This is a genomic window from Rhodanobacter sp. MP1X3 (assembly GCF_014207165.1).
GTDB lineage: Bacteria > Pseudomonadota > Gammaproteobacteria > Xanthomonadales > Rhodanobacteraceae > Rhodanobacter.
The window spans coordinates 266,147-284,600 of the sequence record NZ_JACHCO010000006.1 but is presented as its reverse complement, the minus strand read 5'-3'; the positions used below and the strand labels follow the sequence as shown (position 1 = coordinate 284,600).

20 protein-coding genes are annotated in these 18,454 nt (G+C 57.8%); 15 read left to right on the top strand and 5 right to left on the bottom strand.

Translation table 11 applies throughout. The features are described from left to right. Positions 1-20: 20 nt before the first annotated feature. Positions 21-827, bottom strand: a complete 807-nt coding sequence (locus HDE79_RS16805; RefSeq protein WP_184603539.1) for a hypothetical protein — start codon at positions 825-827, stop codon at positions 21-23. A gap of 309 nt (positions 828-1,136) precedes the next feature. On the opposite strand from HDE79_RS16805, the gene HDE79_RS16800 reads away from it, so the two are divergent. Next, on the top strand, positions 1,137-1,658 hold the full coding sequence (locus HDE79_RS16800; protein WP_184603537.1) for a PepSY domain-containing protein: 522 nt from the start codon (positions 1,137-1,139) through the stop codon (positions 1,656-1,658). A gap of 63 nt (positions 1,659-1,721) precedes the next feature. Here HDE79_RS16800 and HDE79_RS16795 read toward each other — a convergent pair whose 3' ends face one another. Continuing rightward, positions 1,722-2,300 carry a gamma-glutamylcyclotransferase gene (locus HDE79_RS16795; protein ID WP_184603536.1) on the bottom strand — a complete coding sequence of 193 codons (579 nt, stop codon included), beginning with the start codon at positions 2,298-2,300 and terminating at the stop codon, positions 1,722-1,724. 198 nt (positions 2,301-2,498) lie between these two features. Between HDE79_RS16795 and HDE79_RS16790 the strand changes: the two genes are divergently transcribed. Then, a complete protein-coding gene (locus HDE79_RS16790; protein ID WP_184603534.1) occupies positions 2,499-2,681 on the top strand; it encodes a CsbD family protein in 183 nt (60 codons plus the stop codon). A 191-nt stretch (positions 2,682-2,872) separates the two neighbouring features. Here the strand turns inward: HDE79_RS16790 and HDE79_RS16785 are convergent, their stop codons facing one another. Continuing rightward, positions 2,873-3,562, bottom strand: a complete 690-nt coding sequence (locus tag HDE79_RS16785) for a methyltransferase (RefSeq protein ID WP_184603532.1) — start codon at positions 3,560-3,562, stop codon at positions 2,873-2,875. A gap of 326 nt (positions 3,563-3,888) precedes the next feature. On the opposite strand from HDE79_RS16785, the gene HDE79_RS16780 reads away from it, so the two are divergent. The 7 genes from HDE79_RS16780 (at position 3,889) to HDE79_RS16755 (ending at position 9,992) form a co-directional block, all read left to right on the top strand. Then, complete coding sequence (locus HDE79_RS16780; RefSeq protein ID WP_184603531.1) at positions 3,889-4,710, top strand: SAM-dependent methyltransferase; 822 nt, start codon at positions 3,889-3,891, stop codon at positions 4,708-4,710. Positions 4,711-4,928: 218 nt separating this feature from the next. Then, positions 4,929-5,213: a hypothetical protein gene (locus HDE79_RS16775; RefSeq protein ID WP_184603529.1), complete on the top strand. Its 285-nt coding sequence runs from the start codon at positions 4,929-4,931 to the stop codon at positions 5,211-5,213. A gap of 52 nt (positions 5,214-5,265) precedes the next feature. Continuing rightward, positions 5,266-6,081: a hypothetical protein gene (locus tag HDE79_RS22060; protein WP_255488472.1), complete on the top strand. Its 816-nt coding sequence runs from the start codon at positions 5,266-5,268 to the stop codon at positions 6,079-6,081. A gap of 69 nt (positions 6,082-6,150) precedes the next feature. Next, a complete protein-coding gene (locus HDE79_RS22055) occupies positions 6,151-7,134 on the top strand; it encodes a GGDEF domain-containing protein (RefSeq protein ID WP_255488471.1) in 984 nt (327 codons plus the stop codon). A gap of 180 nt (positions 7,135-7,314) precedes the next feature. Continuing rightward, entirely contained in the window at positions 7,315-7,866 is a 552-nt protein-coding gene (locus tag HDE79_RS16765) for a GNAT family N-acetyltransferase (RefSeq protein ID WP_184603527.1), read from the top strand. Positions 7,867-7,889: 23 nt separating this feature from the next. Next, positions 7,890-8,186: a hypothetical protein gene (locus tag HDE79_RS16760; protein WP_184603526.1), complete on the top strand. Its 297-nt coding sequence runs from the start codon at positions 7,890-7,892 to the stop codon at positions 8,184-8,186. 3 nt (positions 8,187-8,189) lie between these two features. After that, a complete protein-coding gene (locus HDE79_RS16755; protein ID WP_255488469.1) occupies positions 8,190-9,992 on the top strand; it encodes a GGDEF domain-containing protein in 1,803 nt (600 codons plus the stop codon). A gap of 77 nt (positions 9,993-10,069) precedes the next feature. Here the strand turns inward: HDE79_RS16755 and HDE79_RS16750 are convergent, their stop codons facing one another. Continuing rightward, positions 10,070-11,047 carry an aldo/keto reductase gene (locus HDE79_RS16750; RefSeq protein WP_184603524.1) on the bottom strand — a complete coding sequence of 326 codons (978 nt, stop codon included), beginning with the start codon at positions 11,045-11,047 and terminating at the stop codon, positions 10,070-10,072. Positions 11,048-11,336: 289 nt separating this feature from the next. Here HDE79_RS16750 and HDE79_RS16745 point away from each other — a divergent pair, with 289 nt between their 5' ends. Further along, entirely contained in the window at positions 11,337-13,010 is a 1,674-nt protein-coding gene (locus tag HDE79_RS16745; RefSeq protein ID WP_184603522.1) for a M28 family metallopeptidase, read from the top strand. A gap of 9 nt (positions 13,011-13,019) precedes the next feature. On the opposite strand, the gene HDE79_RS16740 is transcribed toward HDE79_RS16745, so the two are convergent. Continuing rightward, a complete protein-coding gene (locus HDE79_RS16740) occupies positions 13,020-13,631 on the bottom strand; it encodes a TetR/AcrR family transcriptional regulator (RefSeq protein WP_184603520.1) in 612 nt (203 codons plus the stop codon). A gap of 138 nt (positions 13,632-13,769) precedes the next feature. Here HDE79_RS16740 and HDE79_RS16735 point away from each other — a divergent pair, with 138 nt between their 5' ends. From HDE79_RS16735 to HDE79_RS16720, 5 genes are all read left to right on the top strand, one after another. Next, positions 13,770-14,894 carry an MBL fold metallo-hydrolase gene (locus HDE79_RS16735; protein ID WP_184603518.1) on the top strand — a complete coding sequence of 375 codons (1,125 nt, stop codon included), beginning with the start codon at positions 13,770-13,772 and terminating at the stop codon, positions 14,892-14,894. After that, a complete protein-coding gene (locus HDE79_RS22050) occupies positions 14,891-15,280 on the top strand; it encodes an SDR family NAD(P)-dependent oxidoreductase (protein ID WP_255488468.1) in 390 nt (129 codons plus the stop codon). The genes HDE79_RS16735 and HDE79_RS22050 overlap by 4 nt, the downstream gene beginning before the upstream one ends. Before the next feature lie 44 nt (positions 15,281-15,324). Then, positions 15,325-15,810: a hypothetical protein gene (locus HDE79_RS22045; protein WP_255488467.1), complete on the top strand. Its 486-nt coding sequence runs from the start codon at positions 15,325-15,327 to the stop codon at positions 15,808-15,810. A gap of 124 nt (positions 15,811-15,934) precedes the next feature. Further along, complete coding sequence (locus HDE79_RS16725; RefSeq protein ID WP_184603516.1) at positions 15,935-16,843, top strand: retroviral-like aspartic protease family protein; 909 nt, start codon at positions 15,935-15,937, stop codon at positions 16,841-16,843. Positions 16,844-16,974: 131 nt separating this feature from the next. Beyond that, positions 16,975-18,387, top strand: coding sequence for a serine hydrolase (locus tag HDE79_RS16720; protein ID WP_184603513.1), 1,413 nt, complete (start codon positions 16,975-16,977; stop codon positions 18,385-18,387). Positions 18,388-18,454: the final 67 nt, after the last annotated feature.

Here is an 18,454-nt window from a genome sequence, read left to right as displayed (position 1 = left end):
AAATAGACACTCGTTGTCGGCTACTTGGTTTCCTGTGTCGTGGTTTCCCATTCGTGCAGGCACATTCGGCATTGGTTGTAGTGGCGTACGGCGGCAACGCGCCCGCGCATCGGTTCGGGAATAGCGACGTTGTTCGTCATTGCGCGCTGTCGCAGGCCACGGCGGCGATGCGTCGATAACTCCGAAGGATCGTTCGCGAGATTGCGCTGGTCGATCTCGATCTTGGCGAACCAGTGATGGCAGCTGGGACATTTGCCGCAAACGTTGGTCAACATCTGCCACAAAAGAATCGCTGCAGACATTATGCCTGCCAAAAACCAAATGGAATTCCTGTGCGTGGTGTGCTCTTCCACGGTAAGTGGTCCGGCCGCACGTTCAAGTTGTGCAGTAGCGCTTTCGACGTCTAGGTTCGCTGGCTGCTGCGCTGAGGCAGGAGTCAAAAGCTGTGCGGGCGCATGTCTGAGAAACAGATGCTTGGTCGGCGCATTGGGCGTATCAGCGGCTGTCAGGGGTTTTTCAGGCAGCGGCAGCGCGGCGAGATAAGCGTTGCGCTGGCGATAGACCTTGATCAGGCATGCGACGTTGCCGTTGCAGCGGTCGCGTAGCGTGGTCCATTCGAGTTGGCTCTGCTTCACGCCAGGGGCGTCGGTAACGAGTGGGTAACGCTTGTCCATGCGGGCTGCCAGCGAGCGCAGCGATGTCGAAGCGCATACGGCCTGTTCCGAATTGTTCAACGCGCTACTGGCACAGTCGATAGCCTGCGCTCCGGCAACGCCTGAAACTCCCAATAGAACCAGTGCAAGAAACCCGGATAGTCGCAACAGCATAACGTCTCCCCGATGATCAGCTTCGGCGCATCTCCATATCGCCTAGCAGACTGCAGAATCTACTGTCTTTTTGGTCGGTGTGGTTGAAAATAGTTTGAAAATGCGCATTGGCGGCGCTTGTCGGCCAGTTCAGGGCTCATTATCACTGCCCAGGCACCGGTTCTCGTCACAGGTTCGACAAGACGGGCAGTTACCGTGAAGTACTCTCATTCAGCGACCGTTAGACGCCTGACGACCGCGCATTTTGCGGATGCAGCCGATGTCAATTAATGGCATCGTTGGGGTTCTGCTTCTCTCTCCAAAGGCTTTATGTCGTCGAATCATCGATTTCTCAAGATTCTCCGTACGATCCATCTGTATCTGGGCGTATTCATGGCGCCCGCACTGATGTTTTTCGCCATCACTGGCGGTTTGCAGACCTTCAGCCTGCACGAGACCACGCGCGGCAGCAGCTATACGCCGCCCGCGTGGCTTGCCACTCTGGCCATGCTGCACAAAAAACAGACCATCGCGGCGCCGGTGCGTAAACCGCGCCCATCGGAAAATACGGCGCCTGCCGCGGCTGCTGGGCCCAGCAATGCGTCTCTTGCAAATGCTCTGCCTGATGTGCACGCAGCCGCACCATCCAGGGGGCCTCCTGACAGTGAAGGCGCACGCCCGAAGAAAAATCTGCTGCCGATGAAGATGTTTTTTGCGCTGGTGGCGTTGAGCCTATGCGCGTCTACGCTCACCGGGTTGTACATGGCTTACCGCTATAGCCGTAAGCCCGTGCTGGTCAGCAGCATTTTGCTTGCCGGTTTGGTGGTGCCGCTGCTGCTATTGCTGTTTTGACGGTCGCCGATGTTCTGATAATACGCCACGCGTAGTCGAATATTTGCGCCTCCTGCGAGCTAGTCAGCCGTTCGAATGCTTGATCAGCTCAGCCAGTTCGCGCTCGATCTCAAACACGTGCGGATCGTCTGCATCCATTTGCCTCAGCGCTTCGGCGAGGTGAAGCAGGTAATCACGATTTGGCCCGCTCGGCCCTGCGGACTGGGCGATATGCCGTGCTATTTCGCGTTCGGACGCAGCGCCAAGAAACGCGGCGTTTTCTTCGGTGGCTATATAGACGAGTCCATCGCTGCGCCGGCCATCATCCAGACTCAATTCGGTAACGAAGCGCAGATAGCCGTTCTTTTCTCGGACGTCCAGATGACCAAGCGCTTCGGGTGTGATCAGGTACGCCATGCCAACGCAGACGGCGCCGGGTTGGGGGATCAGCGTAACAACCCGCCCAGGTGCTTCGGGCGTGCCGCGATGATCATGCGAGCCCTGCCAGAAGCGGCGCACCCAATGACGAATCGAGGCTGGCCGTCGTTCGATATAGGGGAAGTCGGCCTTGTAGATCAGCGAGCCATAGCCGAACAGCCAGACTTCGGTGTGGCCGTCGAAATAAGTCATCTGCTGGTTGATGTTGACGGTATTGAAGGACAAGGCTTGGCTCTCTCGACGACAGTTGATTATGCCGTTTCATCTCATTCGGCGACGTTTTGTGAGCGTCGACCGGCGCCCTGATGCTGAACGCAGTGCCCGCGTCAACGCGTCGCGCACAGCAAAGTCACGATTCTTCCACGATGGCGCGCCTACAAGGAACGGGCCTGTATCGAGCAGGCTTCTTTCAGGAGATAAAGCGTGGACAAGAATCGCACCGAAGGCACCAAGCACGAGATCAAGGGCGCAGTGAAGGAAGTGGTAGGCAAGGTCACTGGCAACAAGACCAAGGAAGTGGCGGGCAATGTGGAGAAGAATGCCGGCAAGGCCCAGAAGGAATTCGGCAAAGCTACTGATGCAGCGCGAGACGCAGCGAGAAAGTAATTGCCGATAACAGCAAACTTTGATTTAAAGCATGTCGGGCGTGTGGCGTCAGCCTCGCGTCCGATGTTTTTGCGTGGCTGATTTATCAGGTTGATGGATGCAATCGAGCTTTTTAAATCACGCTGTTCGAATCCATTCACAAGGCCACATCAGCATTTGCGGCGAATGTACTAGTGGAGCAGCCATCTGCTTCAGTGGCTATATGCAACTGCACTGACAGCGCCAAAACCATCGCGTCGATAACTCAGCAGTCGTCCGCGAAATGGCGCCACATCGTTTGCATCAAAGCGACTGCACTGTTCGGTAACGACGTAACCCTGAAGGGTGAGTGCGCGCGTGAAAAACGTGCTGTTGCCACGGCCGGGGTCGGTGATCAGAATTTCGGCATCAGCGGTTGCGTGACGCGATATCGTCGCTGCCAGCTGGTCGGCATGACCCGATTCGTAGAGCACATCGCTGCCGATAATCAAATCAAAGCGGCCCAGCGTGATGTCGGGTATTTCCCATCGAAGATCACGATAGACGATCGCCAGCATCTTGTTTTGCGCGGCGTTATGGCGCAGAAACGGCTCGGCCAGCGGATGATGATCGCTGGCCGTAATGTCGGCATGGCGATGCTGCAAGACCAGACTGGACAGCCCGAGCCCGCAACCGAGTTCAAGGATGCGCTTGCCGCCGATGTCGTGCGTCGACATTGCCTCAGCCATCACCCGGCCCGCTGGCCAGACTTGACCAAACAGGCTCCATAACGCCGATGAGATACCGATGCGCGCGGCCAGGTGATGCGGGTCAGCGAACTGCTGCAGATCGCTCAGCGCACGGATTCGAAAGTCGTGACCGCCGAGGCGGACCACAAGCTCGCGGGTGGTATAGCCCGGCATGGGGCAACTCCCGTGAGGGCTTCATCCCGGCAATAGCGGGACAGAGCATTGAGATAGGGAGCGAAGCGGCACAAATCGCCAGGTCGCGCTGATGAAACAGCTGCTGAGCCATGGTACGCCAATGAACGTCATGGGGTTCGATTTACTTGTGAACGGGTAGCTTGCTCAATCTATGGCCTCCTCACAGCTTGAGCCCATTGGTTCGATCACATCAAGTAGTTCTTAACCGGTGTCGTACCTCGGTGCAACCCGCTGTTTCAACTGACCGTGCGATATTCTTCCGGTTACGTTATTCATATTCATGTTTTCAGCAGGGGCTATTTCAAATGAACGCCATCCGACCATCCGGAAGTCTTGTTTGCGTCGGCCTTGGCATGACGCTGGGTTCCCACCTCGGGCCGCTGGCGCGCAGCCATATCGAACAGTCCGACGTGGTGTTTGCGGGGCTCTCCGACGGCATCGTCGAGCTGTGGCTGATTCGTATGCACCCGGATGTGCGCAGCCTGCAGCAGTACTACCGCGAGGGCAAGTCGCGCATGCAGACCTACCGGCAGATGGTGGAAGCCATCCTCACCGAAGTGCGCGCAGGCAAGAAGGTGTGCGGGGTGTTCTACGGTCATCCCGGCGTATTCGCCTGGGCGCCGCACAAGTCGATCGAGGTCGCCCGCAGCGAGGGTTATCCCGCGCATATGGAGCCGGGCATTTCTGCCGAGGATTGCCTGTACGCAGATCTCGGCATCGACCCTGGTCGGTTCGGCTGCCAGCACTACGAGGCCAGCCAGCTGCTGTTCTACCAGCGCCGGATCGACCCGACTGCTTACTTGGTGCTGTGGCAGGTGGGACTGGTCGGCGATCAGTCACTGGCACGCTTCTCTACCGGTGCGGCCTACCGCCAGCTGCTGGTCGATGTGCTGGCACGCGACTACCCGTTGGAGCATGAGGTGATCATCTATCGCACGGCAACGCTGCCGATCCAGCAAGCACGGATTGAAAGGGTGAAGTTATGTGCGTTGCCGCAGGCGGATATCGGCATGGCCGATACGGTGGTGATCCCACCAGCGCGAGCCATGCAGGTGGATCATGAGATGAGGGCGAAACTGGATGTGCTGGACAGAGCGATGTCTGATGCCGTTTGCGCTGTCGGCTAACACATCTGACAGAGAGTTTGGATAGGCTGCCAAGTAGGAGTGATACAGGCAAGGCGTTGCTCTGTCTTCGGTTGGGTTCCGAAGAGGCGAAAGTTAGTGTGAGGGAATTGCACGACGTACCGGTTCGGCAGAGAAAACTGACGTTTTGCAAAACATTCCGGATCGCTGCACTTAGCATGCGGTTTGGTCTCAACAAGCGACATAAGGGGGATTATCAAGTGTTCGATGTCATCGATTTTCTTGAAAGTGTCGGCCAGGACGCAGAGTGGCGTCATGCTGACTCGGAGGCACTGGCGGTCGCATTGACGGGAGTGCAGATTGGCCCAGAGTTGCGGATGGCGATCCTTGCCAGGGATGAACGGGAGTTGCAGGCGTTGCTGGGACAGGATCCTTTCTGCTGTCTTATCAATCCTGCCAAACCAGACGAGGATCAGGAAGAATGTGACGGCAGTTGTAAAGAGGGTGAAGACGAGGACAAAGACAAGAGCACGGATGATGATTAAAGACCAGACTTCACGGCTTGCTGTTTTCGCGCCTGCAACCACTGGCTAGATTATGGACCAGGCGGGCAGATACAGGTCGGTGTTCGCATACTGCGCGCTTCTGCTTTTATTCGTCGCAGGCGCGGTTGCTGCCGCTGCCGCTGCGTCCGTACCCAGCGATCCTGCGCAGTTGCTAAGACAAGCTGAGAGCATCCAACCCTCCAATCACACCGAGTTCAACGAGCTCATGCGTCGACTCGACGAATTTACGGTGAGGCTCTCACCGCAACAGGAGCTGCATCGACGTTACCTCGCGGCCCGGCAGATCGCCTTTGCCGGCAACTACGCCGCCGCCCTGCCGTCGTTGACAGTGATCGCCGATCAAACGGTGGATCCCGTTCTGGCGTTTCGCGCTAGCGCCTCTGTGATCGACCTGTTGGTAGCTGAATCCCTCTATGAGGAAGCTTTTGCCAGGTTGAATCCATTGATGGACCAGCTGCCGAAAATCAAGGAAAACGACGTCCGCATGCAGGGTCTCGGTGTTGCGGCGCAGTTGTACAACGAGGCCGGCCAATACGATGCTTCCATTCGTTATGCCGATCAAATAATCAAGGAAAGCACCAACGCTGAAAGTGCATGCAGGGGTTGGTTCTACAAGTCTGATGCGCTATTTGAAAGTGGCAGTGCACAGCTACCCATCGATCAGCTTCACGGTGGTACGGAAGCGTGTGGCAAGGCAGGAAACACACTTTTTTCTCTTAGTTTTCAGTATTTGCTGGCGAGTTTCGACATGCGACAGGGTCGGCCTGAGTCGGCCGTCCGCTTGCTGCAAGCAAGCTATCCCGAGGTTCTACAAGCGGGTTTTCCGCCACAGGTTTCTGAGTTCTAGGCTACGCTGGCCAAGGCTTACTGGAAGGATGGTGATCTTGCCTCTGCATCGAAATTTGCCAGCAGTGCCTTGACTACGAATGCCAACAGGCCATATTCGGAGTCGACGGCCAACGCCTATCAAGTGCTTTACGAAGTCGACAAGAAAATGGGCGACAGCAGTAGTGCTCTGGCAAACCTCGAAAAATATGTCGTTGCCGAGGAGGGCTACCTGAGTCGACTCAGCGCGAAGACGCTCGCCTATCAGATCGTCAAGCAGAAGGTGTTGGCGAAAAAACTGCAGATCGACGGACTGGATAAGAAGAACAAGATTCTCACTTTGCAGGGAGAGCTGGATCGCCAGGCGGCGGAAACCAGTCGGCTGTACATCGTGTTGCTGTTGCTGGTCTTGGCAACGATCGCCGTGTGGACTTACCGGATCAAGCGATCGCAGCTGCGCTTCATGACGCTGGCCCGGCGCGATGGCCTTACTGGTATCTTCAATCGGCAGCATTTCGTCAATGAGGCCGAGCTGCAATTGCATTACTGCCGGAAATCATCGCGGGATGCCTGTCTGGTGCTGATCGACCTGGATCACTTCAAAGCTGTCAACGACACTCATGGCCATGCGGTAGGCGATCGCGTGCTGCAGCGTGCCGTCGCGGCCTGCAAGGCCTACTTGCGTTCGACCGACATCTTCGGTCGCCTAGGTGGCGAGGAGTTCGGCATCCTGCTGCCCGAGTGCACGCTGGCACAGGTTCTCGTCTTGGCTGAGCAGATACGCGTGAAGATTGCGACCGCTTCTGCTGGTGAGGACGCTCCCGATATCCCTATCTCCGCCAGCTTTGGTATCTCCAGCGTTGTTCATTCCGGCTACGAATTGCGCCAGTTGCTGATCCATGCTGACGAAGCGCTGTACCGGGCCAAGCGCGAAGGCCGTAATCGGGTCAGCATAATCAATCACCCGGAATGTGATAATTCGACGACCCGGGATGATTTAGTGGATGGCAATCCACATGTGTTGCAAGGCACTTCGACTTTCAGATCAGCGCCGAGCGAGCAGGCAAAGGAATGAAGGCAGCAAGCTCCACCGTGAACATGGTCTGCCAGATCCCATCTCAGTTTGCTGGTGTGCCGGCAGACGGAATAGCCCAAACCGTAATAGTTCCGCTAACGCGTGCCATGCAGCCGATCACACGATCGGGGTCAGGCCGGCCGTGCTGGACTTGACGATGGCTGCCCAGGTATGAGCGGCGTGGCTGATACGACTTTCGAACTCGAAACCGAGCGCTTGCAGCTACGGTTGCTGGAGGCCGGTGACGAGACCTTGTTCTGCGGGCTTTATACCGATCCGGAAACCATGCGTTTTATTGCGCCGCCACTTTCAGCGGCACAGGCAATCAGTAGTTTTCGAAAAATCGTGGTTCGGCAGTACGAGCCATCCCTTGAAGGGCGTTTTCTGGCGGTGCTGGAGAGGGCGACGCGGCAGCCCGTGGGCATCTGCGGCACGTCGCAACACGATGTCGATGCGCTCCGGCTGGAAGTAGGCATACTATTGAGGTTGGAAGCCCGGGGAAGGGGATTGGCGCACGAGGCGCTCATGGCGTTGATGAAAAGGATCTTCGCCATGTCACCTATACAGGAAATATGCGTGCGGTTTTCCGCGGAATGTCCAGCGGTCGAACGATTGAATATCAGGATTGGCTTCACGCCTTGTGCGGATGAGGTGCCGGGAGAGGGGCTGATGTCAAAACGTGTCTGGTCAGTGCATCGATCACCGTGGTACGCGGATCAAACAGTCAACTGAAACCAGCAACAGGGGGAATACTGATGTCGAACGTAATCGATTTTCTTGAAAGAATGGGGCAGGACGCGCACCTGCGTCACGCATCACAGGATGAAGTGGAGCGGGCACTGACGGGCGCACAAATCGATCCGGAGTTGCAGGCGGCGATCCTTGCCAAGGATCAGCGTCAGATCGAGGCATTATTGGGACATTGCAACGTCTCCTGCATGTTGATGCCGGGTAAGGAAGACGAAGACGAAGACACTGAGGAGAGCCCGTCGCGGGATAACGAAGAGGTTACTTCGCAGTCCAAGTCTTGCACTGCGGCTTCGGTAGGCTAGTCGATGTTTTCATCGGGGAGGCGGCGCCAGGTGTTTTCCACCGGGCTGGCTTTGCTCGTGGTGTTGCTTATGGGCACGGCCATTGCGGCCGTGCCTGTACCTAGCGATCCGGAGCTGCTGCTCAATCAGGCGGATAGTATCAAGACGTCGGATCATGCCAAGTTCGTCTCGATCATGGAACGGTTGGGCGACAGTACGACGAAACTGTCTCCAGAGCAGCAACTCTATCTGCGTTATCTCTATGCGTGGCAGAGCGCCTATCGTGGTGATTACGATACGGCTATTCCAATGCTGAACGCAGTTATCGAGAAATCCACTGATGTGACCTTGCGATTTCGCGCGGGCGCCACAGTAGTGAACATGTTGGGGATCGGATTCCGTTATGAGGAAGCGTTTGCTCGATTGAGCCAGTTGCTCGATCAACTGCCACAGGTGACTGATAAGGCTGCGCGTGCGCAGGGCTTGAGTGTTGCAGCGCAGCTGTATATCAAGGCCGGGCAGTATGATCTGGCCTCGGGCTATGCCGATCAATTGATCAAGGAAAGCCTTACCGCTGATAGCGTCTGCAGAGGGAAATATTTAAAGCTTGAGGCACTTTTCAGAAGTGACAAGCTGGATGCGCCCAGTAACCAGTTCCAAGATGGTATTGATGCTTGTGGTGAGTCGCTCTTTGCTAACGGGATTCGTTATTTTGTTGCGAATTTAGAAATCCAGCAGGGCCGGCCAGTTGACGCCATCAAGTTGTTGCAAAAAAATTACGCTGCTGTTCAGCGCACTCACTATCCGCCGCTGATTTCAGAGTTCGACGCATCACTGGCACAGGCTTACTGGAAAGAAGGCGAACTCACTTTGTCGCAACAGTTCGCCCTTGACGCCGTAAACAGCAGCGTCAAGAACGAATATACCGAGCCGCTGACCATCGCATATAAGGTGCTCTATCTGATCGCCCAGAAGCAGGGTGATATGGGCGCTGCTCTCGCTTACCACGAACGATACATGGGCGCTGACAAGGGCTATCTGAGTGACGTCAGCGCAAAGGCACTGGCGTACCAAATTGTCAGTCAGCAGGTGCTGGCGAAAAAGCTGCAGATTGACACGCTGAACAAGCAGAACCAGATACTTGAGTTGCAGCAAGCGCTCGGCAAGAAAGCAGCGGAAACCAGTCGGCTCTATATCTTCGTGTTGTTGATGGTGTTGGCGTCGATTGCGCTATGGACCTACAAGCTCAAACGCTCACAGCTGAGCTTTATGAAGCTGGCCCGACGTGATGGGCTGACCGGCATTTTCAACCGCCAGCATTTTGTCGCATCGGCCGAGCAGCAGCTGCAGTACTGTCAGAAGTCGGGGCGCGTGGCGAGCCTTATCGTGATTGATCTGGATAACTTCAAGACCGTCAACGACACCCATGGCCATGCGGTAGGTGATCACGTTCTGAAGCGGGCTGTCGCCGCCTGTCAGGCGCATCTGCGTTCAACCGATGTATTCGGTCGTCTCGGTGGTGAGGAGTTTGGAATACTGATGCCCGAGTGTGGCAAGGATGTGATCGCTGGTCGGTCCGAATTGATTCGTCTAGCCATCGCCAGCGTGTCCGACAGCGAAGACGCCAGTGGTGTCGTGGTATCCGCCAGCTTTGGTGTCTCCACAACGCTCCAGTCTGGCTACAACCTGCGACAGCTGTTGATTCACGCGGACAAGGCGCTTTACAGCGCCAAGCGGGAAGGCCGCAATCGCGTGGTTTTATTTGATGACGATACTGCGGAGTCCATCAAGGCACCGTTGACGGTGTCGCCCTTGCACCGTCGGTGATCCATTCAAACTTTGCCAGATATTCAAATGCCGTGGCCTAGTCGCAGCGTTCGACTTGCAACGCACGAGAGCCAATATCAAGTGTGACCAGCCACTGCGTGCGGCACATAGGCTTCCTCAAGCTTGGCGATTTCATCGGCATCGAGCTTCAACGACAGTGCTGCCACCGCATCGTCAAGATGATGCGGTTTGGAGGCGCCAACGATGGGTGCGGTGACAAACGGTTTCTGCGCGACCCATGCCAGCGCCACCTGTGCCTTCGATACACCGCGCGCCTTCGCCACGGCAGCAACTGCTTCCACCACTTTGCGGTCGGCATCAGGCACGGTGTAAAGCGTTTTGCCGAAGACGTCGGTGGATTCGCGCTCGCTACCATCATTCCAGTCGCGTGTTAGTCGGCCGCGCGCAAGTGGGCTCCATGGAATGACGCCAATGCCTTGCTCGTGGCATAGCGGCATCATCTCGCGCTCTTCCTCGCGATAAAGTAGGTTGTAGTGATTCTGCATCGTGGAAAAGCGCGTCCAGCCGTTGCGCTCCGCTACGTACAGCGCCTTGCTGAACTGCCAGGCGAACATCGATGACGCGCCGATGTAGCGTGCCTTGCCGGCTTTCACCACATCGTGCAGTGCTTCCATGGTTTCCTCGATCGGCGTGCGTGGGTCCCAACGGTGGATCTGGTACAGGTCGACGTAGTCGGTGCCGAGTCGGCGTAGGCTGTGGTCGATCTCGCTCATGATCGCCTTGCGCGACAGGCCCATGCCGTTGGGGCCTTCGTGCATGCGGTTGAATACCTTGGTCGCCAGCACGATCTGATCGCGCGATCCGAAATCCTTCAACGCGCGACCAACGATCTCCTCCGAGGTACCGTCGGAATAGACGTTGGCGGTATCGAAAAAGTTGATGCCCAGATCGATGGCCTTGCGGATGAATGGCCGGCTGGTTTCTTCATCGAGCGTCCAGCTGTGCGCGCCGCGGTTGGACTCGCCATAGGTCATGCAGCCCAGGCAGACGCGTGATACATCGAGGCCGGTGCGTCCCAATTTTACGTATTCCATCATCGTCTCCAAACGCAGGGCAGCTAAGTAGGGGGCACCGCTGACAGTACTGATCGGTGCAATGCATATCGCTGAGAATAACTCGCTATTGCTGTGCAAGTGATTTGCGTGGCGTGAAAGCGTACGACTGATGAACCCGGTCGTATGGGCTTGCGATATTTCGTAGCCGGCTGGCTCCGGCAGTTGGGTGGAATGGAGAGGGCTTCACGTCCATCACGCTCATTTTCCGTGGACAGCCATCGACGAGCGCGCTACAACTGGGGTCTGTTCGCCCGTGCCGGAGTGTTTGATGCGCCTCGTTTCAAAAGTTCTATTTACCGCCTTGTGCGTCGCTGTGGGCTCCACGCAGGCCACCGATCCTTCCGTGGCACTCGCGCCGCAGATCAACGCTGCTGATTTCGCCCAGTTCGACAAGACCCTCAGCTCGGATGCCTTCGGTGGTCGCAAGCCTGGCACGGCAGCCGAGCCCCTGACCACAAACTGGCTGGTCGAGCAGTACAAGCGTATGGGATTGCAGCCTGGCAACCACGGCTCGTGGTTCCAGACCGTGCCGGCCGACTCTACCCAGCTAGTGAATACCGATGTCACGCTGGATATTTCGGCGCAGGGCAAGGAGACCAAACTCGCCTATCGCACCGACATGATTGTCGAGACGCTACAGGCGAAAGCTGCGGTCGATCTGAAAAATTCGCCGATCGTGTTCCTGGGCTTTGGCGCCGATGCCCCGCAGTGGCACTGGAACGATTACAAGGACATCGACGTGAAGGGCAAGACGGTGATCGTGCTGGTCAACGATCCCGGTTTCGCCACGCTCGATCCGAAACTGTTCAACGGCCGCGCAATGACCTACTACGGCCGCTGGACCTACAAATACGCCGAGGCTGCGCTCAAGGGTGCTGCTGCCTGTTTCATCGTGCATACCAGCGATGCGGCAGCCGGTTATCCATGGACGGTGATCAAGAACAGCGGTAGCGGCCCTCAGCTCAGCCTGCCTTCCAGCGTCGATCCGTCGCCGCGACTGCCGGTCGCCGGCTGGCTGACCCGTGATGCGGCCACACGATTGTTCGCCGCTGCCGGTCAGGATTTCGACAAGCTTGAAAAGGATGCCGCGAAGCCCGGCTTCAAGCCGGTGCCACTGCAGGCGACGGTGTCGGTGAGCCTGAAAAACAAGATCGGCCATATCGAATCGCACAACGTGCTGGCGATGGTGAAGGGCAGTAGCAAGCCCGACGAGGCGGTGATCTACACCGCGCACTGGGATCATCTCGGTACCGATCCCTCGCTGAAAGGCCATCAGGTTTACAGCGGCGCGATCGACAACGGCACCGGGCTGACCATGTTGCTGGAGCTGGCTGACGCGTTCGCGCACCAGAAAACCCCACCGCAGCGCAGCGTGCTGTTCTTTATGCCGACGCTGGAGGAGTCCGGCTTGCTCGGCTCTCAGTACTACGCGTCCAAGCCGGTGTTCGCACTGGACAAGACCGTCGCCGATATCGCCGTCGATGCGTTGCCTATCATCGGCCGTGCCCACGATATGACGGTGATCGGCAAGGGCCAGTCGCAGCTGGAAGACATGCTGGCCGACGTGCTGAAATCGCAGGGCAGGGTCATTTCACCGGAAACCACGCCGGAGAACGGCTTCTACTTCCGCTCCGATCATTTCAATTTCGCCAAGGTTGGCGTGCCGGCGATGCTCGCGAGTTCCGGTCTCGATCTGTTGAATGGTGGTCGCGACGCGGGCCAGAAAGCGGCCTCCGATTACACCGCACATCATTACCACACGCCCAACGACGTGTTCGATCCGAACTGGGATTACTCGGGCATTCTCGAGGACACGCAGGCGCTGTATGAGCTTGGGCAGAAGCTCAGCGAGGACAGCGTCTGGCCCAAGTGGTACGCCGATAGCCCGTTTGGTGCCAAGCGCGCGTCGTCGATGTCGAAGGCTGATGGCGCCGTGAAGTAAAGGTTTGGCTCAGCGTGAGCCGGTGGCGTGCAGCCGGCTCACCAAGGTAAGGCATGCCTCCTCGATGAGGCGTGCTTGCTCGGTTTTTTTCGGCGCCGGTTGCCAGGCAATCACGGAAAACCAATAGGCCGAAGATTTCAGCAGCGCCACAAAGATATCGGCAGCCACGTGTGCGTCGAGCTTGCCCAACTTGCCGGCCTCGCCAGCTTCGTGGAACCAGTGATACACGCTGTTTTCCTTCTCGCCAAACTTCTCCATCAGTCGCTGGCTCTGTACCTCGGAGCGCATGCATTCGACCATCAGCACGCGGCTGAGCCGGATGAAATCCGGGTCGCAGATCAGCTGCATTTCCCTCATACCGACATCGCGTAACTGCTCAACGAAATCGCGCTGACTGTCGTAATGCAGTTTGCTGAGTGGGTCCACCCGTTCCATCAGAAGCTTCAGCACTGCCTCGAGTACGGCTTCTTTGGAAGGGAAGTGCTTGTACAGCGTGCGCTTGGAAACCTCGGCGCGGGTCGCAATGGATTCCATGCTGGCACCGGCCAGTCCGTGCTCGGCGAGTTCGGCAATACCGGCATCGAGCATGGCGTTGCGTTTGGTGGCGCTGCGGTTCAACAAGGTTTGCTCCTGGCGTGATGCACTTGCAACAAGTGGGCTGCGTAACTCTGGGCTCAAAAAGTATACGGTATAGTTTACTTTCTTTATGGCTTGTCATAAAGTATACGGAATAGTTTACTTTTTGCCGGAACATCCATCATGGTTATTGCATTTGTTCTTGTTGCTGCTTTTTGTCTTGGCTTGCTCGCTTGGCACGTCATAACGAAGCGTAGTCGCGTCGCACGGGCGCATAGCGGTTCGCCGGCATGGCGCAATGGCCGCTTTCGCAACGTTGCCAATACCAGGGTTGCGAGCCTGGGCGAGGTGTGGAAGACGATGCGTGCCCATCGCGGCCTGCGCCGCAAACCGCAAAATCCACTGCCGGTGGCGACGGTGCGCGCGGATGTGTTGAGCGGCCCCGCGTCGCAGGCCTTGCAGGTGACATGGCTGGGCCATTCCAGCGTGCTGATTGAAATCGACGGACTGCGCCTGCTCACCGATCCCGTGCTCAGCGCCCGTGCGTCGCCGGTGCCGTTTGCGGGGCCGAAGCGCTTTGCGCCGCCGGCGCTTACCGTGGCGCAGTTGCCGCCGATCGATGCGGTCATCCTTTCGCACGATCACTACGACCATCTTGATCGCGACACCATCCGTGCGCTGGCCGGTCGTGTAGGCCACTTCTACACGACATTGGGTGTGGGTCAGCGACTGATCGCCTGGGGCGTGGACGCCAAGCGTGTGACCGAGCTGGACTGGTGGCAGGAAACACGCTTCGGTCCGCTCACTCTAGCCGCTACACCGGCCCAGCATTTTTCCGGCCGGGGCCTGCGCGACGGTAACTTGACGCTGTGGGCATCGTGGGTTGTGCTGGGCACACACGAGCGGCTGTTCTTCAGCGGAGACACCGGCATGCACGAGGGCTTTAGCAAGATCGGCGAGCGCTACGGGCCGTTCGATCTCACCCTGGTCGAATGCGGTGCCTACAACGAAACGTGGCCGGACGTGCACATGCAGCCGGAGCAATCGCTCGCTGCGCACCAGTTGGTGCGCGGCAGGACGATGATGCCTGTGCACTGGGGTACCTTCGATTTGGCCTTCCATCGCTGGGACGAACCGGCCGAGCGCATTCGCGCGCTGGCGGCAGAGCAGGGCGTGCATCTGGTACAGCCTCGTCCCGGCGAAACCGTTCGTCCTGACACGGCTCTTCAATCCCCGTGGTGGCGGGCGCTCGAAGTGAATGCCGTCGACCATCCTTCCATCAAACTCACCAAGGAAACCACCGCATGAGTGGCTTCACCATCAGCGACATTCCCTCACAGATCGGCAAACGCGCCATTGTCACCGGTGCCAACAGTGGCCTTGGCTACGAGACGGTACTGGCGTTGGCCAACGCGGGTGCCGATGTGATCCTTGCAGCACGCAGCGAGAAAAAGGGTAGCGAGGCGCTGGCCAAAATTCGCGCGCTGTCACCGCAGGCGAAGGTGCGGCTGGAGTTGCTCGATCTGTCCAGCTTCGCGTCTGTCGCCGATTTTTCTGGACGGCTAAATGCCGAAGGCCAGCCGCTGGATATGCTCATCAACAACGCCGGTGTGATGGCCTTGCGGCAGCGCCAGACCACCGGCGACGGTTTCGAGATGCAGTTGGCGTCAACTATCTCGGCCACTACGCGCTGACCGCGCAGCTGCTGCCGCTGCTGGGTCGCGCGCCGGCACCGCGCGTGGTCAACCTCAGCAGCCTGATGCACCGCATGGGCAAGATCCATTTCGATGACTTGCAGCTCGAACACGGTTACACACCCAATAAGGCTTACGGTCAGTCCAAGCTGGCGATGCTGATGTTTGCGTTGGAGCTGCAGCGACGCAGCGATGCCAATGGCTGGGGTCTCATGAGCAATGCTGCTCACCCTGGTTATGCGCGTACCGAACTGATTTCGAACGGTCCGGGATCGACGGGATTCATGTGGTATCTCAGCCGCTTGCTCGAACCGGCCGTCAGTCATTCCGCTGCCGCGGGTGCGCTGCCCACGCTTTATGCCGCGACCTCGCCGAAGGCAAAGGCTTCGGGCTATTACGGACCGGATGGTTTTTCCGAACTCAAGGGCTCACCAGCACCGGCCAATATTTCGGCAAGGGCAAATGATGTCGCGCCAGCTGCACGACTTTGGGATGTTTCGGAAAAGCTGACCGGTGTGAGGTTTGCCTAAACGGATGTCGGTGAATGGACACCGGTCACACCGAGAATCGGCATGACCTTTGATCCATGACCTCCGCTGGGTTCTTGATACATTGGTCTTCCGCGAGAATGCATTCGTACAGGAATTCCGTTGTATGAACCCCTGGATCAGATGGATCACTGCAAGTGCGCTGATCACCGTCGCCATTAACCATGTCGAAGCGCAGGTCGCCCTGAGTGCGGCTGGCGATGGGCACGACGTGGTTCCAGTGACTGTCAATGGTCGCGGACCGTATCCTTTTGTGTTCGATACGGGTGCCGATGCCTCAGCGGTCTATCAATGGTTTGCCGACAAGGCCATGTTGAAGAAAGCTCCTGGTGGCACTGAGGAACTCTCGGGGCAAACAGGCAGCAGCCGGGTGACCATGTACTCAATCGGCAGCCTGGAACTTGATGGTTACCGTCTCAGACATGCAAAAGCCTATGGGTTACCCAACAGGCATGACTCCGGCAAGGAGGCAGGAGTGCTGGGTAACGATTTCATGGACGGTGCGGTTGTTGCGTTCGATTATCCGTGCCGTCGGGTGGAGGTTCACGCAAAGCCGATTGATCGGGACAAGGTCATAGGCAAAGGCGCGCCGGCGACATTGAGCGGACACGTCAAGGGTAATGATCTGCTGATTCTGCCGGTTACGGTGAATGGCGTCAGCGGCATGGCCATACTCGATACCGGTTCGCGAAACACCCGCATGACGACCAGTTTCGCGCAAGCAGCGGGCATCGATGCGAGCTCGTCCGAATTTCATGACGGAGAACCCATTTATGGCGCCAACGCCAAACCGATGGTTCCCCGTAGCGGTCCCATTGGCACCGTCGGCTTTGCGGGTGTCAGCGTCAAGGCAGTGACGGCGCAGGTCATCGATTTGCCGGTACTCAAAGAGGATTTCGGTGACAAGCCGGCGATGCTGCTCGGGGCGGACCTGTTGGGAAACTTCCGACTTTTCTACGATCATCAGGCACGCGTGGTCTGGGTTCGCCCGTCGAGCTGCAGTGCGTCGAAGTAAGGTCTCACGATAAGCAAATCGGGTCCTGGCACCTGGATACCGCTAGGCTTCCCCTTGTAGCGTGTCTGTTGCCGTGGTCGAACCCGGTTCGACTACGTAAATCTCCGGGGCTGGGTTTCAAAGGGGGGCTCGTGTCCAAGCAAAGAAAGTCGGTCGGCGTCTACGTTGGGCGCATCTTTGTGGGGCTGTTGGTCATTCTGTTCGGGCTGATTCTGTGGAAGCGCCCGGACAACGCGATTCGTATTGCGACTGCCAGTATTTCCGACGTGATGTGTTCCGGTGTGTTTGTTTCGGGACTGCCGCCGGAGCGTGCGTTTGACGAGAGCTTTGCGACTGACAAGGGATTGAAGGTTTTGCTGCCGGGTCTGCATTACGTGGTCGACCGCGCGAATCGGCGCATCACGACCGACTGGCACGGTCGCTTTTCCAGCGTGTCTACTTATTACCCGTCCTACGGCTGCGCGCTGCCATGGCAGACACCGCGCGTTGGCACTCTGCAAGCTGCACACGAAGTAACGAATCCACCTGAAATCCGACCGCTGGTCGAGTCAAACGATCCGGAAATTCGCGATGCGCTGGCACGTGCGTTCGCGGAGCCGGCGACAGGCGCTCGCCGTCACGTGCATGCGATCGTGGTGATGCACAACGGCGACATTATCGCGGAGCGTTACGCGAATGGCTTTGATCCCGACACGCCGCTGTTGGCTTACTCGGTCAGCAAGTCGGTAATCAACGCACTGGTCGGCATACTGGTGAAGCAGGGTAGGCTGGACGTGCATGCGTTGGCACCGGTAGCCGCATGGAACGGACCTGCCGATCCGCGTCATACGCTCACGCTGGATAACCTGCTGCGCATGACCTCCGGTCTTGCGCTGACCGAGGACGATAGCGGCTTCGATCCGGTGTCGATCATGATGTTCCAGAAATCCGACATGGCGACGTATGCGGCGCAGGCAAAGTTGAAGGCGAAACCCGGTACCGAGTGGGAATACAGCAGTGGCAATACACTGATCGTCGCCGGTGTGCTGCGCGATGCCGTGGGAGGTGGCGCGGCTGGCATGATCCGTTTCGCGCATAGGGAGCTGTTCGATGCCATCGGCATGCGCCATGTGCTGATGGAGTTCGATGGTGCGCAAACCCTGATCGGCTCGACCCGTATCTACGCCTCCGCACGCGACTGGGCGCGCTTCGGTCGGCTGTATCTCGATGATGGCGTGGCGAATGGCCGGCGAATTCTTCCGTCGCAATGGAACACCTATTCGAGCAGCCCCACGCTCGATGCGCCCTACGGCGCCGGTTTCTGGAGCAACGTGCCAGCACCGGGCGACAAGGAACCTCGCATTGCGGGCTTGCCAGCGGATGCCTATTTCGCCTCGGGCATGAACGGGCAGCGCATTGTGATCGTACCTTCGAGACACCTGGTGATCGTCAGGTTCGGCACGACCGTCGACCCGCCGAATTTCGACATGAAGGGGCTTGTTCGTCTTGTTGCCGATATATCTGGTGCAGTCAGTGACACCCCGATAGACGCCTCACTGAAGTGACGTTCGCCGCTGGGTAGCAGGCATGCGTAGAGATGACGGACACCCCGATCCGAAACCCGGACTCACG

Bases quoted from the DNA above. Each gene is read 5' to 3' on its own strand.
- HDE79_RS16805 (WP_184603539.1), bottom strand. From the start codon at position 827: ATGCTGTTGCGACTATCCGGGTTTCTTGCACTGGTTCTATTGGGAGTT.
- HDE79_RS16800 (WP_184603537.1), top strand. From the start codon at position 1,137: ATGTCGTCGAATCATCGATTTCTCAAGATTCTCCGTACGATCCATCTG.
- HDE79_RS16785 (WP_184603532.1), bottom strand. From the start codon at position 3,562: ATGCCGGGCTATACCACCCGCGAGCTTGTGGTCCGCCTCGGCGGTCAC.
- HDE79_RS16780 (WP_184603531.1), top strand. From the start codon at position 3,889: ATGAACGCCATCCGACCATCCGGAAGTCTTGTTTGCGTCGGCCTTGGC.
- HDE79_RS22060 (WP_255488472.1), top strand. From the start codon at position 5,266: ATGGACCAGGCGGGCAGATACAGGTCGGTGTTCGCATACTGCGCGCTT.
- HDE79_RS16760 (WP_184603526.1), top strand. From the start codon at position 7,890: ATGTCGAACGTAATCGATTTTCTTGAAAGAATGGGGCAGGACGCGCAC.
- HDE79_RS16755 (WP_255488469.1), top strand. From the start codon at position 8,190: ATGTTTTCATCGGGGAGGCGGCGCCAGGTGTTTTCCACCGGGCTGGCT.
- HDE79_RS16750 (WP_184603524.1), bottom strand. From the start codon at position 11,047: ATGGAATACGTAAAATTGGGACGCACCGGCCTCGATGTATCACGCGTC.
- HDE79_RS16745 (WP_184603522.1), top strand. From the start codon at position 11,337: ATGCGCCTCGTTTCAAAAGTTCTATTTACCGCCTTGTGCGTCGCTGTG.
- HDE79_RS16735 (WP_184603518.1), top strand. From the start codon at position 13,770: ATGGTTATTGCATTTGTTCTTGTTGCTGCTTTTTGTCTTGGCTTGCTC.
- HDE79_RS22050 (WP_255488468.1), top strand. From the start codon at position 14,891: ATGAGTGGCTTCACCATCAGCGACATTCCCTCACAGATCGGCAAACGC.
- HDE79_RS16725 (WP_184603516.1), top strand. From the start codon at position 15,935: ATGAACCCCTGGATCAGATGGATCACTGCAAGTGCGCTGATCACCGTC.